Origin of the sequence: Oceanococcus sp. HetDA_MAG_MS8, assembly GCA_019192445.1 — a bacterium.
GTDB lineage: Bacteria > Pseudomonadota > Gammaproteobacteria > Nevskiales > Oceanococcaceae > MS8.
Genome location: JAHCMK010000006.1, coordinates 1 through 15,940, shown reverse-complemented (window position 1 = coordinate 15,940; position 15,940 = coordinate 1). Strand labels below are relative to the sequence as shown.

Annotated in this window: 16 protein-coding genes; 5 read left to right on the top strand and 11 right to left on the bottom strand. The window is 58.1% G+C overall.

The features are described 5' to 3' along the window. The first annotated feature begins 125 nt into the window (after positions 1–125). Positions 126–1,121, top strand: coding sequence for a MerR family transcriptional regulator (locus tag KI787_11315; protein ID MBV6630540.1), 996 nt, complete (start codon positions 126–128; stop codon positions 1,119–1,121). Between the two features lie 101 nt (positions 1,122–1,222). Here KI787_11315 and KI787_11310 read toward each other — a convergent pair whose 3' ends face one another. Genes KI787_11310 through KI787_11285 form a run of 6 tightly spaced genes read right to left on the bottom strand, consistent with a single transcriptional unit; the run spans position 1,223 to position 6,220 of the window. Further along, positions 1,223–2,779, bottom strand: coding sequence for a cryptochrome/photolyase family protein (locus tag KI787_11310; protein ID MBV6630539.1), 1,557 nt, complete (start codon positions 2,777–2,779; stop codon positions 1,223–1,225). Continuing rightward, on the bottom strand, positions 2,751–2,882 hold the full coding sequence (locus KI787_11305) for a DUF2256 domain-containing protein (protein MBV6630538.1): 132 nt from the start codon (positions 2,880–2,882) through the stop codon (positions 2,751–2,753). Before KI787_11305 ends, KI787_11310 begins: the two co-directional genes overlap by 29 nt. Before the next feature lie 2 nt (positions 2,883–2,884). Beyond that, complete coding sequence (locus tag KI787_11300; protein ID MBV6630537.1) at positions 2,885–3,613, bottom strand: SDR family NAD(P)-dependent oxidoreductase; 729 nt, start codon at positions 3,611–3,613, stop codon at positions 2,885–2,887. Continuing rightward, on the bottom strand, positions 3,610–4,095 hold the full coding sequence (locus KI787_11295) for a DUF2244 domain-containing protein (protein MBV6630536.1): 486 nt from the start codon (positions 4,093–4,095) through the stop codon (positions 3,610–3,612). Before KI787_11295 ends, KI787_11300 begins: the two co-directional genes overlap by 4 nt. A 2-nt stretch (positions 4,096–4,097) precedes the next feature. After that, a complete protein-coding gene (locus KI787_11290) occupies positions 4,098–5,639 on the bottom strand; it encodes a deoxyribodipyrimidine photo-lyase (GenBank protein MBV6630535.1) in 1,542 nt (513 codons plus the stop codon). Positions 5,640–5,641: 2 nt separating this feature from the next. Further along, positions 5,642–6,220, bottom strand: a complete 579-nt coding sequence (locus KI787_11285) for a glutathione peroxidase (GenBank protein MBV6630534.1) — start codon at positions 6,218–6,220, stop codon at positions 5,642–5,644. A 139-nt stretch (positions 6,221–6,359) separates the two neighbouring features. Here KI787_11285 and KI787_11280 point away from each other — a divergent pair, with 139 nt between their 5' ends. Beyond that, a complete protein-coding gene (locus KI787_11280) occupies positions 6,360–7,682 on the top strand; it encodes a DASH family cryptochrome (GenBank protein MBV6630533.1) in 1,323 nt (440 codons plus the stop codon). 8 nt (positions 7,683–7,690) lie between these two features. Continuing rightward, positions 7,691–8,686 (top strand): FAD-dependent oxidoreductase, encoded by a 996-nt coding sequence (locus KI787_11275; GenBank protein MBV6630532.1) that lies wholly within the window; start codon positions 7,691–7,693, stop codon positions 8,684–8,686. A 60-nt stretch (positions 8,687–8,746) separates the two neighbouring features. Here the strand turns inward: KI787_11275 and KI787_11270 are convergent, their stop codons facing one another. Genes KI787_11270 through KI787_11250 form a run of 5 tightly spaced genes read right to left on the bottom strand, consistent with a single transcriptional unit; the run spans position 8,747 to position 14,446 of the window. Further along, positions 8,747–9,961, bottom strand: coding sequence for a hypothetical protein (locus KI787_11270; GenBank protein MBV6630531.1), 1,215 nt, complete (start codon positions 9,959–9,961; stop codon positions 8,747–8,749). Positions 9,962–9,982: 21 nt separating this feature from the next. Continuing rightward, complete coding sequence (locus tag KI787_11265) at positions 9,983–10,387, bottom strand: response regulator (protein MBV6630530.1); 405 nt, start codon at positions 10,385–10,387, stop codon at positions 9,983–9,985. Beyond that, on the bottom strand, positions 10,384–12,156 hold the full coding sequence (locus tag KI787_11260; GenBank protein ID MBV6630529.1) for a CHASE domain-containing protein: 1,773 nt from the start codon (positions 12,154–12,156) through the stop codon (positions 10,384–10,386). Before KI787_11260 ends, KI787_11265 begins: the two co-directional genes overlap by 4 nt. Further along, positions 12,156–13,241, bottom strand: coding sequence for a hypothetical protein (locus KI787_11255; GenBank protein MBV6630528.1), 1,086 nt, complete (start codon positions 13,239–13,241; stop codon positions 12,156–12,158). Before KI787_11255 ends, KI787_11260 begins: the two co-directional genes overlap by 1 nt. 8 nt (positions 13,242–13,249) lie before the next feature. Continuing rightward, positions 13,250–14,446 carry a response regulator gene (locus KI787_11250; protein ID MBV6630527.1) on the bottom strand — a complete coding sequence of 399 codons (1,197 nt, stop codon included), beginning with the start codon at positions 14,444–14,446 and terminating at the stop codon, positions 13,250–13,252. Between the two features lie 163 nt (positions 14,447–14,609). Here KI787_11250 and KI787_11245 point away from each other — a divergent pair, with 163 nt between their 5' ends. Together KI787_11245 and KI787_11240 are read left to right on the top strand one after the other, a co-directional pair. Further along, positions 14,610–14,807: a CPXCG motif-containing cysteine-rich protein gene (locus tag KI787_11245; protein ID MBV6630526.1), complete on the top strand. Its 198-nt coding sequence runs from the start codon at positions 14,610–14,612 to the stop codon at positions 14,805–14,807. A 447-nt stretch (positions 14,808–15,254) separates the two neighbouring features. After that, positions 15,255–15,851, top strand: coding sequence for a DUF1134 domain-containing protein (locus KI787_11240; protein ID MBV6630525.1), 597 nt, complete (start codon positions 15,255–15,257; stop codon positions 15,849–15,851). Positions 15,852–15,940 lie beyond the last annotated feature (89 nt).

The window sequence follows — 15,940 nt, the reverse complement described above, 5'->3', positions numbered from 1 at the left end:
CGACGAGTTGCGCTGACGGGTCAGTCAGCGCGGGGGAGGGACTCGGTTGTCGGTTTGTTTTCTTCGACTTCGTAGGCAGAATAGCGCACAATATATGGACAGTCAACACCAAACGTGGACAAAACATGAAAAAACTTCCGGAAGAGGAATCGTCCATGGCGAATGAGCAGTCGTACCGGATCGGCGCGGTCGAGAGACTCACCGGCATTGCCGCGGTCACGATCCGTATGTGGGAACGCCGTTACAAGGCTGTGGAGCCATATCGCACGCCGGCGAATGGGCGCTTGTATAGCCGTGCTCAGGTGGCCCGCCTGGCTATGCTGAAGCAGCTTGTGGATGCCGGCCATGCCATTTCTACGGTAGCCAGCTTGAGTGATGTGGAGCTGGGGCAGCGCTTGGCAGGGTTGCCGGACTTTCGGCCAACACTCAGCGGCCCTGTAGGCGCGGTTGTTGTAGGGCCTCACCTGGGTATGGAATGGCCAGAGTCTGGCGCCAGCGATTCCAACATGACAGTGGCCTGCCACGTCACCCCCGAGGCCGCTTTGGCAGCGCCTCCGGAAGTGGCTGATGTGTTGGTGGTTGAGCTGACCATCATCACTCCAGATAGCGCTCAGCTGATCCGCCGGTTAGCCGAGCATGTGTCGGCGACGACGGTGATGGTGATTTACCAGTTTGGTAACTCCGAAAATTTGGCGCAGTTACATCGTGCTGGTGTTCACACTGTGTCGGCGCCTGTGCGGGTGGCTGAGCTGCAAAAAATGTTGCCGGCATTAGTGAACGCCACTCCAGCAGCCGTTGATTCCAGCATGCCGGACCCGGCGGGGTTCTTGAAGGAGCCGCCGCCGGCGCGTCGATTTACAGACCTGGAGCTGCGGCGCTGGGCTGGTCAGGCCCGCTCGGTGCAGTGCGAGTGCCCCGAGCACTTGGCTGCACTCATTACTAAGTTGTCCGCGTTTGAGTCTTACTCCCGTGATTGTGAGTCGCGCAATCCCACAGATGCGGCGGTTCACACACTGCTATTCCATACCACAGCGCGTGCCCGGCGCATGATGGAAGATGCGCTGCATCACCTCATTGAGCATGAGTTTGGCAAGGGTGCAGCCGAGCCGGACGGCGACTGAGCGCAGCCAGCAGATGATGGCCGGCGCTAATTCTGTTTAGCGTCGGCCTTGTTATTCGGATTGGCGCGCCCCAATCACTTGAGAGCCTGCCTGCCTTCACCTCAGCTGGCTTTACTCCAGCTCTGCCGTAACGACCGCGCCTGGTCTTGAATGGCATCACGAGTGCTGTCATCCAGCCGTTGCAGATTCCGTAGCTGCATTTTGAGTCGGGGATGCTGGGCAAAGCGCTGTTCGTGGCGCGCTAAAAAATCCCAGTACAAGGTAGTGATGGGGCAGGCTTTGGCGCCCACTTTGAGTTTGGGGTTGTAGCGACATTGGCTGCAAGCATTGCTCATGCGGCTTATGTAGGCGCCGCTGGCGATATAGGGCTTACTTGCCAGAACACCGCCATCCACAAACTGGCTCATGCCCAAGGTATTGGGCAGCTCCACCCACTCCACCGCATCCACATAAACGGCCAAGTACCATCCATGGACCTCGTGCGGTCGAACTCCAGCTAGTAGGCAGAATAAGCCGGCGATCATGAGCCTTTGAATATGATGCGCGTAGCCATATTTCAGGGTTTGCTCAATCGCATCTTTGAGGCAGACCATATCGGTGTCGCCGGTCCAGAAGAACTCCGGTAGCGGCAGCTCGGCCTCCAGGTGGTTTTCCTCTCGCCACTGCGGCATGCGTAGCCAATAAAGACCGCGCACATACTCGCGCCAGCCCAAAATCTGACGGACGAAGCCTTCCACGGCATTCAGCGGCGCCTTCTTTGCATCTAGGGCCGCCGTGGCAGCTTCAATGACTTCACGCGGGTGAAGCAGATGGAGATTAAGAGCGGCCGCGATACGGCTATGGTATAGCCAGGGCTCGCCGGTCCAAATTGCGTCTTGATACTGCCCAAACTGCGCCAGCCGATGCTCGACGAAATCCTCCAGGGCTTTGAGCGCATCTGAGCGTTGCACTGGCCAGTCAAAGTATTGGGTCTGGCCGGGATGCTCGGCATAACGTTCCTCGACCTCTTTGATGACTTGCTGGGTGCAGTCATCAGGCCTAAATGTGATGGGTTCGGGTAATTCACCAGGGCCTTGCTTGCCGAAGCTGTCGCGATTGTCGGCGTCGAAATTCCATTGTCCGCCACGGGGCTCGCCGTCATCTTCCAAGAGTACGCTGTGCTCGCGCCGCATCTCCCTGTAGAAGAACTCCATGCGATAGGTCTTGCGCCCTTCGGCCCAATCATTGAAGCGCTCTAAGCTGCAAAGAAAATGCGGATCGTCGCGCTCTACCAATGGCAGAGAGTGCTCCTCTACGGCTTCGATGATGCTGTGTCGTAAGTCGTAATCACCAGGCTGGGTGAGGTGTACGCAATCGGGCTGGAGGCTGTTGAGATCCTTGGCCAGCTGCTGGCTGAGGTCAGGGCAGTCGCGGCGATAAATCAGACTGTGCTGGTCGTCTTCTAGTTCTTGGGCGAAGTGGCGCATAGCCGCCAAAAACATCACCAGCCGAGCTTTATGGGACCAGGCGCGCGTGGCTTCACTATGGGCTTCGCACATCCACAGCAGGTCTTCGCCTTTGCGGTAGTCGCTCGGTAAGACACTGTCCAGAGCCAGCTGGTCGCCAAGGATGATAATCAGGCGTTGGGGCTTAGCCACGGCGACAGCGCTCCGAGCAATATTTGACCTGCTCCCAGTCACGTGCCCACTTCTTGCGCCAGGCAAAGGGTTTGCCGCAGCGCTGGCAATCTTTGTGCGGGAGATGCGGTTTGCGGTGCGCCATGCTTACCACGCAATGGGCTTGCCGGCCCAATCTAAATAAGCAAGCTCAGCGCAATCGCCGTGTTGTTCAAGCACCTCCAAGAAGTATCTCGCCGCCTGGTGGCTGCTGAATAGCTTGTTTGCTTTGACATTGCTCTGGAAGGGCTTGGATAGATCGGTGTCAACCGTTCCGGGGTGGTACAGCAAAGGTGTGCAGCTGGGGTGCGAACGGCGCAGCTCGTGGGCCAGGCAGCGCCAGCCCATGTTCAAGGCCGCCTTAGCGCAGCGGTAGCTATACCAGCCCCCCATGCGGTTGTCGCCAATGCTTCCTACGCGGGCAGAGATGGCAGCGATACGCGTGGGCTCCCGCCGTGACAGTAACGGTAATGCCGCTTGGGCTAAGAGTAGTGGGGCCAAGGCGTTAACCTGCATCAGCTTGCTGAAGTCTTCTGCGCGCAGCTGGCCGAGGCGTCGTTCAGGGCTGGTGTCTGCATCATGTAGTAAGCCACTGCAAATGAGTAACTGCTGCAGCCTTTGTTCGCGCTCATTGAGGGTGTCGGCGAGTGTTTCAAAGGCCTGTGTGATGCTGGCGGGGTCGTAGAAGTCGAGTTGTAACCAGTGTTGCTGCAGCTGCGATGGAGGCTGCGTGGCGCGGCCGGCTCCGTAAACGACTTTGTCTAGTGTTTGCAGCTGCTCCGCGACCGCACTGCCAATACCGGAGCTGGCGCCAATGACAAGGGTGACTGGGGTCATAGGCCGCCCTCCGGTTGTAGTGCCGCCTGTTGGGCGTGGCTCAGCCACTGCTGCAGGTTGCGAGCGAATTCGGGTTTATCGTCATCGGCGAGGATGCGGCCCACTTCCACGCTCTGGCCCGCGTAAGTAATCAGGACTTTGCCGTGGGCAGTGGGCCCTGCGGGTGGCTGGTAATGGCTGCGCGCCCAGGCCAGCGGGCAGTGCCAGGCTGACTCGGGTTTGCCACGACCTTTCTCAATAAACAGCTTCCCCGAATCGCTGCGTATGACCTCGCGGTAGGCATTATCACGCAGGGCAAAGTAGAGCCCCGCGGCCAGGCAGCTCATTTCTAGCCCGGCAAAGGGCAAAACGATCCAGTAGCCTAGGACGGCCAAAGTGCCCGCAATCGTGAAAGAAATGGCGCACATGCCGCCCAAAATCCATGCGGCCTGTTGCTGATTGAGCGAGGCATTGGGGCGTACGACAATCTGCGAAGGAGGCATATCTACTCCGGAAAGAGGCTAAGTTGGCGGCTGGCCGCAGACGGCTTAGGCGGCTGGCGGCGCTGGCCGCGCATGCTGCGGCTCATGCCACTCGCCTGCGAACCCAGCTGCGCCTGGAGGGCGCGCGCTTCTTGGGCAAAAGCAGCGCCACTGCGTAGTCCTGCCCGTCGTTGCCGGGCCGCTCTAGCGAGTAGGCTGTGGTCACCAATCCGGCTGGGGTATCCGGCAGGGGGGTGGCCCGCCTTCCAGGGCTGGTGGCGCAGGGCGGGGGGGAGCGAGGCGAGTTCTGGTACCCACTGGGCGATGAAACTTGCCTCTGGGTCTTGGTCCAAGCCCTGCTTGATGGGGTTATACATGCGGTAAGTGTTGATGCCGGTCGTGCCCGATTGCATCTGCACTTGGGGCCAGTGAATGCCGGCTTCGTAGTCGCAGAAAATTCGCGCCAAGAGCACACCTGACTCGCGCCAATGAATTCCCAGGTGGTAGCTGGCGACGCTGACCAGCATGGCGCGCATACGGAAATTGATCCAGCCGCTGTGCCGTAGCGAGCGCATACAGGCATCCACAAACGGCCATCCAGTTTGACCCTGCACCCAGCGGTTAAGCGCATCCTGAGTGACTGGTTCCGGCGCTAGAGCATCGTAAGCAGAGTGCATATTGCGCTGCTCTAAATGCGGGGCTGTTTCCAGCTTTTGAATGAAGTGGCAGTGCCAATGCAGGCGCTTGTCGAAGCTGCGTAAGCTGGCGCGCCAACGTCGCTGCGCAGGGTCATCTGGATCGAGATTTTGCAGGCGCTCGCGGCTGCGGTGGACAATTTCACGCAGCGATAAGCTGCCCACGCTCAAAGCCAACGACAAGCGGGATGATGCCCGCTGCGCACTGATAGGGCTGGACATACCGCCGCGGTAGCTGTGTCCATCCTGGTGCAGAAATTGCTCCAGGCGTTGCAGGCTGGCCGCCCTTCGAGAATCCTGCTGTGTAGTCGGAAGCTCGTCTTGAGCGCAAAAGTCGATGTCCTGTAATCGCGGTAAAGGGTCGCCCGGTGGAGGCGGCTGGCCTTGCCATGTAGGCTGCGCGAGTGGTTGCTCGGTCATCAGCGCTTCCCACTGACGCGCCCAGCCTTGGCGCCGGCGCATGCCGCGCACAACCCCAAATTGGCGCGGCTGAGTCCAGGTCATGCCTTGATTTCGGCACCATTGACTCACGCTGCGGTCACGGCTGTATGTCCACTGCGAGTCCGTTTCCTGGTGGCTGTAGAGCGTGAAGGCGCCAAATTGGCGGCGTAGCTCATCCAGAGCTTGCAGGATGGGTGCGTGCCGTACCCAGCCCGGGCGTTGCATCGCCCTGAGGCTTTGCAGCAAGTCTTCTGCGGCCTGTCGCCATAAGGCGTAATGCCGGGGGCTGCGGTCTGATTGGCGCCAGTATTCCGGCTCAATAACAAGCACCGGTAGCACGCGCGGGTGAGCACTTGCTGCTGTGACAGCGGCATGGTCGTACAGGCGGAGGTCGCGCTTAAACCACAGCACGGCCAGAGAGGTGTGCACGGCTACTTCTGCAGGCTGGCTTCGATCGCGCGGCGAAGCTGCGCATCCTGCGGGGCAACGGACGATGCAAAGCCTTGCACACCTTCGGCGGTGACGAGGTACTTATGAAAATTCCAGCGGGGAGCGCTGTTGCTAGCGCTGGCAAGCTTACGAAACAGGGGATGGGCCGTGTCTCCCCGGACATCGACTTGGCTGAACATGGGGAAGCTCACCCCAAAATTCTTGAAGCAGACCTCGGCTGTCTTGTCGGCTTTGGCATGTTCTTGCCCTCCAAAATCGTCGGAAGGAAAGCCAAGCAATCGCAGGCCTCGAGGCCCGTAGGTTTGATGTAGTTCCTGCAGTCCAGAAAACTGCCCCGTGTAACCACACATCGATGCGGTGTTCACAATCATGATTGCGCGCGCATCTTCGAAATAGTCGCAGAGTGCCCCCTTGGATTCGCTGGCTAACAACTCTGGAGGGGCTTGAATATCGGCGCAAGCCGCAAGACGCGCATCGTCTGCGCGAGAGCTGGCGCCGCTCAGGGCCAAGCCCATTCCAAGCAGAGTGAGTGTCGCGCGGCGAAAAAACGTGGAGGGCATGAGGTCACTCCAAGGATGGACGTAGAGCTGAAAATATAGCCCGCCACTCCGCAATGTTCAATAGATGTACACATATATTGATTGCCGTTCATTAAATGTATAGGTATTCTGCAGGTCTGCTTGTACAGCTCAGCTCCCCATGCGTACGGGATTATTTCTTTTCGGCCAAGACCTTCGTCTCGATGACCATCCGGCCTTAGGCAGCCTCGCTGCCCGAGTGGACCGCTTGCTGTGTGTTTTTGTGGTGGACCCGTTGTGGTTCAAGCCAGGGTGGTGTCAGCGCCCGAGCCTGGGGCCACACCGCTGGAAGTTTCTCTACGAATCCCTGTTGGATCTGCAGGCGGACTTGCAAAGCCAAGGTCAACAGTTGGTCGTGGTCTGGGGAGATCCTATCGTTGAGGTTGGCGCTTTGATCCAGCGCTGGGGTGTGACCGATGTTGCGCGTTCCGCACATCCTGGCGTTTACGAAAACCGCCAGTGGCAGGAGCTTCAGCAAAGGTTCGGCGAGGTCCGGTTTAGCCAAGCACATACGGCGACTCTGTTTAGTCCGGAGCGCCTGCCCTTCGCATTGGAAGACTTGCCAGGGCATTTTTCGCCATTCAGGCGCAAAGTTGAAAAGCGCGCCCAGGTGCGGCCACCTGAAGCGATGCTGAGCCAACTGCCGGCCATGGTCAGTGATGATCTGCCACGCGAATGGCCCAAAGAGCTGCCAAAGGTGGACTTCGACAAGGCGGCCGACTGGGTGGGCGGTAGCCGCATGGGCAACATGCAGCTCAACGAATTTCTTTTTCAGACGCATGCCGTACAAAGCTACAAAGAGACACGCAATGCCTTGGATACTCCTTTGGCAAGTTCCAGGTTGTCGCCATGGCTGGCCAATGGCTCATTGTCGGTGGCGAGGGTTGCAGCAGAGCTGGCTCGCTACGAGCAGGAAGTCTTGGCGAATGAATCAACGTATTGGCTGTTCTTTGAGCTGCTATGGCGGGAGTACTTCCAGTGGTACGCATGGCGGCATGGTCAGCGCTTATTTGCCTTTGCAGGTGTGCGTGAGCAACGTCCTATGACCAGTCACTACGCGCAGCGGCTACGCGCCTGGGAAGCCGGTGAGACCGGTTATCCCATCGTCGATGCCTGTATGCGCCAGTTGGCGACGACCGGCTGGATGTCGAATCGTGGGCGGCAACTGGTCGCTAGCTGCTTCGTCCATGAGCTTGAGCTGGACTGGCGCTTCGGTGCCACTTGGTTTGAGCAGCAATTAGTGGACTACGACCTGGGCAGTAATTACGGTAATTGGCAGTATTTGGCAGGGGTCGGCGCCGATCCCCGCGGCCATCGGCGCTTCGACCTTGCTAAGCAAACTCGCATGTACGACCCGAATGAAGAATTCATCCGCAAATGGGGCTCGGCTGAGGTGGTGCCCCTCAACGCGGTCGACGCGGCTGACTGGCCTTATTCGTCATGAGTGCCCACATGGCTGATGTTCTCATCGTTGGAGCTGGCGTATCTGGTCTGGCCGCCGCCGAGGTCTTCTTGGATCAGGGCTGGCGGGTGAGGATGGTCGATAAAGCGCGCAAGGCGGGTGGACGCTGTGCAACCCGGCGTCTGCAGCCGGCCGCTGACTCGGCTTGGTTCGACACGGGGGCTCAGTACTTCACGGCGCGGGACCCCAGCTTCCAGGCTTGGCTAAGGTCCTGGATCAAGCAGCGCCGAGTGGATCAATGGCATGCCCAGCTAGGCCGTGGTGCTCCCGGTATTGCTGTTGCTGTTGAGGATGGCCAGCAACGCTACGCTGGCGTCGGGGGAATGAATGCTTGGCTGACTGCTTGGACACAGCAGCTTCAGGCGAAGGGCTTGGAGCTGTTCTGTCAAACCAAGGTGACGCGTATAGAGCGTCTTGCCGAGTCGGTAACGGTCCACTGTGAAGATGGAAGAACCTGGACTGCCCCACAGGTGGTAGTGACCGCGCCGGCCCAGCAAAGCCGTGCCTTGCTCAGACCCAGCCCAGAATTAGCGCCATGGCCCAGCCTGGGGCCATGCCTTGCGATCACCGTACTGGCTCGCCCTCCTTGGGCGTGGGATGGCTTGTTTTCCCCGCATCCAGACATAGCTTGGATGGCGAGTAACAGCACCAAGCCTGGAGCGATTGATACCAGCGACCCCGTGTGGACAGTGCATGCTGGGCCTGAGCTGAGTACCCGGGCCTGCACTGATCAGGAGGCTGCGGTTGCGGAATTAGAAGCCATCGTTGCTGATGTGATGCAGGGACCGATCAGCACCCAACATGTGCATCTTTGGCGTTATGCCACTGCGCCACGCGAGGTCTATGCGCAAGGGTTTTGGCAAGATCCTGCCAACAGTGGAATCTTCTTGGCAGGGGATTGGCTTTGCGGCGGCCGCGTCGAAGGGGCTTGGCTGAGTGGATGTGCGGTGGCGCATGCCTGCACCAAAGCCTTAGTCGTCGCTTAAAGCTCGGAAAGCCCCGCCTCAAGGCCGGCATTCATCATCCGCCAGACTGGTGGGGTGCTGTTAATTGCGGGGTAAGACCAACTCTGCGCACAGCCGGCCTTCGTTTTGACGACTCGTCAAGCTGGCATCTAAGCGCTTTTGGGCATATTCCGCGACCACTGACAAACCTGCGGCGTCGCGATCGCGGGGTTCCTCAGAGCTATCATCGGCATGCGGTGCACAAATATGGATACGCAACTGCTCATCATGGGCTTCGACGGAAATATGTAAGGTGCCCTCGGAAAAGCAGCGCCGGCTTTGGGTTTCAAAAGTCTTGAGCATGCTCACCAAAATGGCGCTGAGGCTGCCGGCGTGGGTAACCAGATCGATACTATCTGCGCAATCGAGTTGGGTGTTCTCCCAACGTAAATCCCAGAGGTCAGCGAGATTGAGTACTAGGGCTTGTAAAAAGGGCCGCAGACGAATGTGCCGCATGGGGTCGTTGGCATAGTCGTCGCACATGCTGGCGAACCGGTCCAGGGCCGAGGTGAAGTTGCGCATGTCTTCCGCAACCAAGTGGAGGCGCTCTTCTAAGGAGGCCACTCCCGGGTTTGCAGCATCTTCTAGTGCATGATCGAGCCCATCTTGAATACGCGTACTCGGGCGACGGATCAGGTTCGGTAGCCGGCGTAAGAGCTGGTTGCCCAAAGTGATGCCCACAGGGCTGGAGGCGCTGTCGGCCTCGACACTGACATCGCTGAACAAGGTTAAGCCCTGAAATGCCTTTAAGGCCTCGCGCTCGGCTTCTTGAGCGCGTTGCCGGGATAACACTTCATTTTGTAGGCGCTGGTTGATGCGTTTGAGCTCCCGCTCTTGTTCGCGGCGTTGGGCAATCTCCTGCTCAAGCTCCTCTGCACTACGCAAGGACAATAAGCGTGGGGTGATTTTCAATAAGGCCGCGGCGGTCGCCAGTGAAATCACCCCAGTGATGACCTTGAGTAAGCCCTCAATGCCATACACCGGCTGCCAGATTGTGATGATTCCAAAAATATGTGTGATTCCACAGCTCAAAATAAAGGCTGCGAACATCAAGCCTAACCACCAGTACTTGCGCATGGTTTCGCCGCTTTCCTGGCGCTTGGACACGAAGTACAAAATGGAAGTCGGGATCGAGAAATACGCCACGGCAATCATCACGTCGGCAATGACGTGGGTCCATAGCAGGCTGGGCAGCCAGCGCAGGCAATACCCGTGCGGCATCGACTGAAAATTAAGTAGGTTTGAAAACAGATCCACGGGCGTATCTCCAGTTAGGACTCAATCCTTGTCCCAACTCAGTGAGTCTTCCAAAAAGCTGGAAAAGCTGGCTCGCTCCAGCGGTTTGGTTAAAAAGCCCATGACGCAGCCATGTTCAGCAGCGCGACTGCGGTCGCGGGCATCCTGTGATGAGGTCACCATGACCACCCGTACGATGTTGGGGTGTTCGCTGTTTTCCCATTGCTGGAGGAATTCAAAGCCATCCATGACCGGCATGTTGATGTCCAGCAGCACCACACAGCGTTTACCGCTCCAACGATGCTGGAGGATCTCCAGGGCTTGGGCTCCATCTGCGGCTTCAGCGATGGACTCGCTGGCATAGCCAATCTTTTTGAGCAGGTGCGTATTCAAAAAGCGGTCTGCTTCATTGTCATCAACTACCAAGAAGCACACATCGGTACTCATGCCGCATCTACCTCGACCGGGTATTCCGGCCATTCAATTTCAAACAAGGTGCCATCGGGGTCGGAATGCACACGCGCGGTTCCACCCATGTTTTCCACGTTCTTGCGCACGATATAGGTGCCAAGGCCAGCGCCGCCGGCATGGGTACTGTGGGCGCGGAAGAACAAATCGAAGACTCGGCCACGCGCGTTTGCGGGGATGCCAATGCCGTTGTCACGCACGCGCAGCGTGACCCAGGAATCCACGCGCTCTACCGTAATTTCCACCATGGGGTTGTCGGCATTGGGGTTGCGGAATTTGACCGCATTGGAAATGAGGTTGAAAAGAATTTGTTCTAGGCGTGTGGGTTTGGCTAATACCGTTGTGCCCTCGGGGATGGGCAGGCGCAGCTCCACTCGGGCCTCTGTTTGCACGCGCAGAACACGCGCAAATAGGCTCTTGGCGAGCTTGCGAATGTCGATGCGTTGATAAGCCTCGTTGCTCAGGTCCGACTCACACAGCTCAAATATGGATGAGATGACCTGAATTTGCTGATTGACCATCGCATCAACGCGCTCGAGGCTGGGGTCTACCGCATCGGCGTTGTTGTCGCTGAGGTCATCGCGGGCCATCAACACTAAGCCCTGAATGGTCTTCAGCGGGGCTACCAGATCATGCGAGACGCGGTAGTTGAACTGAATTAATTCTTCGTTGCGCTTTTTCAGCTGTGACTTGGACTCGCGCAGGTCTGCCGTCATCTTTTGAGCCAGATTCACTGCGCGAGCATTGGAGTTCACCAATATGAGAAACACCCCCAATAGCAGCAGGTCGACCGTGATGCCGCCAATCAAAATCGTCGTCGGCAGGCTGGACTGAGCACGGCTGCGAAACTCGAGGTTGGAGCGAATATCAAATACCCACTCCCGCCCGTACAACTGCACGCTGGTTTGGGTCTCAAACATTGGGGCGGGGTCAAAGGTTGCGGTGTTATCCGCAGTTTCTGCGTACAAGTTGGTGCCCGAATCCCGCAGGCTAAAGGTGACCAAGCGTTTGGTGCTGGCCAGCGTGCCGGCAATCAAGTCCTTGACAACAAAGGGGGCATAAACAAACCCTCGGTCTTGGCGGGGCTCTTCAGGAGTATCGTCAACGGGAATATTGAAGGGGACAAAGAGCAAAAACCCCGGTGTTTCCTCGGCGTCTTGGACCAAGACGATGGGGCCGGTCATCTGCGGAGTGCCAGTCTCCAGCGCGGCCAGAGCAGCCGTTCGACGGTTCTTCTCAAAGGCGATATCGAGGCCAATCGCTTCCCGGTTTCCGTCTAAGGGCTCTAGTAACAAAATGGGAAAGTGCACCCCATGTTGGTGCTTGGGGTAGATCTCGACCCGCTCAAGTTCGGGAAACTGCTCAGCGAAGCGTTCCTCCAAACGCGGCAGCTCCTCTGGCTGGGCGGAATAGATGACGCCGATGCCATTAATCCCGGGGTAGCGCTCAAGCAAGTTCATGGTTTGGGCAAAACGCCGCCAGTCCGGCCGGGTGAGGCCGCGGCTGCGCTTGATGATTTCCAATGCGCCCACACCAGACCACAAGGCGTTCTCGTACTTTTCCATACGCTCGCGCAGCTGGGTGCTCAGGCGTTCAGCCTCCACCTCAAACATTTTGGCGTGCTTTTGTTGCTGCTGGTTACTGGAGATGTACCAGGCCAAAATGGTGAGTAACAAAGAGGCGCCGAGCACCAGCCAATGCACGAAGTGCAGCCGAGTGTGGGTCACTTCGCCCGCGAGGTCCTGCATCAAGGCGCCTCGGCTTTATACAGTTCCAACCAGATCGTGGTGCCGCCCTGGCTATTCTTCTCGACCCAAATGGTGCCGCCATGGCGTTCGACGATCTTGCGACAAATCGAGAGGCCCATACCGGAGCCTGGGAAGCGCTTATTGTCGGAGTGCAGGCGCCGGAATAGCTCAAAGACGTCCTCGGCCATATCATCTGGAATGCCTACGCCATTGTCGTGGACCCCAATGACGATTCTGTCGTCACTGCCGTCGTCACTGCCGTCGTCGATGCTAAGAGCGATCTCACAGGGCTGATCCTCACGGCGAAACTTGATGGCATTGCCCAGCAAGTTTTGGAATAGCTGGATCAAAGCACTTTGATTGCCCTTCACCCAAGGCAGCGAAGCTGGGGTGTCGATCTGGGCAGAAGATTCTTCAATGGCGGCATGCAGTTGCGCCAAGGCGTTCTTGAGTACCTCACTCAAGTCCACCGGGTCGTCCTCCAGCTCTACTCTAGACGCACGCGAAAACTGCAGCAGGCCACTAATAAGCTCCTGCATTTGGGTGGCTCCAGTATCAATGAAGCCCAGGTATTGACGGGCATCATCACTCACTTCGTCGCCGCACTCGGCCTGCAGTAGCCGGACGAAGCTGGTGAGGGTGCGTAGCGGAGCTTGCAGGTCATGAGACACCGTGTAGGCAAACTGCTCTAGGTCGCGATTACTGGCTTGCAGGCGCTGGTTAAATTCATCCAGGCCACGCTGGCGTTGTTCCTCGGTGCGTTGGTCGGTGAGCAACACGGCGTATCGGGTGCTCCCGCAGGGCTCCAAAGCTTCGATCCTGGCGGACACTGGACGGTCTTGCTCGGTGGCTAACGAATGGGCGAGTACCGCGCCCTCCGCCACACTTTGGCCGGCAACGACGGCGCTGAGTTGGGTCTGTAGTTGAGGGTCGAGGTCGTTCAGACTGAGTTCGGTCAGGGTCTCCCGCTCCCGTTCGCAAATCACGGCAGCCCCAGGGCTGGCGTAGCGTATATGCCCCCGGTCATCAACGATAAGTAGCCCCTCGCTAAGCTCGGGAATAGGCGGTAGGGGAGAGTTGGTCATGGTAGTGCTCAGTCGTTTCCAGTCGGTCGCATGGTGCGCAGTTCTTGACGCAGATCTGCGAGCTCCTCTTGGAGGTTGAGATAGCGTTCTTCCAGCATCAAACGTTCGCGCCGCCAGTTCTGGTCTTCCCCGCCTTCGGTCCTCGGCTTGGCCAGGATGCAGGCGCCAATCAGGCCGCCCAGCTCATCACGTAAGGGAGCAATAGTGATGATGACCGGGACTTTGGCCGTGTTGGCATGTTCAAACTCCGTGTTCAGGTCACGCACAATCCGGCCCCGGCGAATGGCCGACAGGATGAACTGCGCCGAGGCGCGCTCAGAGCTGGGGAACAGTTCGGTAAAGTTTTTGCCAATGATGTCGGTCGCGGGAATGCCAATGAAATCAGCAATGGCATAGCTGCAGTTGTGAATTTGGCCGTCAAGGTCTTGGCTGAACACGGCGTCGCGTGTGGCTCCAAGAATCAAGTCCAGCACCTGCATGGCTTGATGAGCCCGGCGCGATTCTTCAGCGTCTGTCAGGCCCCACTCAGAGCCCGAGTCGCGCAAGCTGCGCGGATGAATTTCCACGCGGCGGTATTTGCCGTCGGGGAGGAGCAGAGGAATCTTAATGGGGGAAATGTCGTCCCGGGCGTGGCGAAGAGATTGCACCAGTTCGTCGCGACGGTTGTCGGGCGCTAGGTCCAAGAGACTTCGCCCCTGCATTTGCTCGCTGGTCCAATGCAGTAGGGCCACACAATGCTCGTCCCAGTCAACCAGCTTGAACTCTGGATCTAGCTTGAAGCGTCCACGCGGATTGATGGTTTCCAAGTTGGGATGGTCGCTGTCGCTGGCCGAGCTTGTCGCGTCTTGTAGAACGGGGTACAGCTCTTCGCCTTGGCCTAAGGGGCGCTTCACAATGTAAGCAAAGGCGCCGGTTTTCACCGCGTTGGCAGCCGTGCGCTCATCTTCGATGCCGGAGAGGACCACAACCGGCAGCTTGGGAGCCACGTGGTGCAGGCGGCGCAGATTATTGAGTCCCCGACCATCTGGCAGATTCAAATCCAACAGCGCACAATCAAACTCGTCGTCCTGCAGGTGTTCAATGCCGCTAGACAAATCCAGGGCATGGGTAATTTGAATGGGCTCGCCGGCCGGCGCCTCACTCTCTAATTGCTTGCGAATGATGACCGCATCTTCTGGGCGGTCTTCAATAATTAACACCTTCATGTCTGCTTCCTCGAACGGCGAAGGGACGACGCGTAACGGCCCGGACTCCTGCATTATGCGTTCCGTGCCGATCAAGAAAAGGTGAAGCGTCAAAAAACCGTGGCCTTACGTTAACAGGCCTTTGATCCATCTCCTACCATCGATTCCTTCAGGAGGCCGCCATATGTCATTTTTGCAAGAAGAGATCCCCGCCGAATGTCCTTACTGCGGGGAAGTCATCACCTTGCTGGTGGATGGAACGGCCGGCGCGCAGAGTTATATTGAGGATTGCTTTGTCTGCTGCAGACCCATCGTGGTGCAGGTGGAGTGGGATGCTGACGATGATTGCGTTCTGCGTGTCGCGCAAGAGGATGACTGCTAAGCCGCGGCATGAGCATGACGAAGACGTCGACTAGCCGAGTGCACATCGATGGTTCTGGCCCCGTGCCTCCGTCATGATGGTGACGAAGTCTTGACGCTGCCGCTGCAGTGAAAATTGACGGTGCGATGAGTGAGGGTGCCGTAGAGCCTCAGCCCGCGGATGAGCGGGGCTGTGGGCTTAACCGGGATCGCTGGCACGCAGAGGTTGGCGAGCCCGCTCGCGACACCGCTCATAAGCGTCGCGGTCAGCTTCATTTTCACAGCTTTGTACGCGCCATTCAGCAGTGCCTTGATAGACCTGCTGGCTGCTGCACCCTGCACATAGTGCCCCGAGACAGAATAGGCCCACAGCGCGTTTGAGCTGGCGAGCTAGTCGATGAAACAGCAATGGAACGGGCATCACAATGGTTGGTCTGAACACAAACACCCCAAACAATACGAGGACACGATGACAAGGGCAAAACTTGTGAGGTTGAGCGCTGCGGGAATCTTCGCTGGGTTGGCGCTTACGTTGACCAGCGTCAACGCGGCTGAGTCGGAGCCGACCACGGCCCAGAGCGAGGAGGGCTTTGCCCAGGAAGAGGTGCTGGCGCGAGCGCAAACCTTTTTTGGCGAGACCACGCAGGGTTTGGCGCAAGCGGTAGAGAAAACCTTTGCGGACTTGGGGCGGCCTAATGCCTATATCGTTGGCGAGGAGTTGAGTGGCGCCATTGGAATTGGCGCTCGCTACGGGCAAGGCGAACTCAGCATCTATGAAGGCCAGAGCATGCCCGTGTTCTGGCAGGGGCCGTCAGTAGGTTTCGATACTGGTGGAAATGCCTCCAAGGTTCTGGCCCTGGTTTACAACCTAGAAAGCAGTGATGACTTGTTCCAGCGTTACCCTGGTGTGGACGGGTCGCTCTACGTGGTCGCCGGTGCCAGTGTGAATTACTTACGCAGTGGGGACGTCATCATTGCGCCCATTCGTACGGGCGTGGGTGCGCGCGCGGGGGTGAGTGTGGGCTATGTCCATTTCACCCGGAAGAAATCTCTGATTCCTTTCTAGTGTCCTGTCTCCGAAGTTCGTTACATATCAGCGAGTCAGAACGCGGCGTGCCGCTAGGCGCGCTCGCGCAGGAATGGTTGTTCCATTTC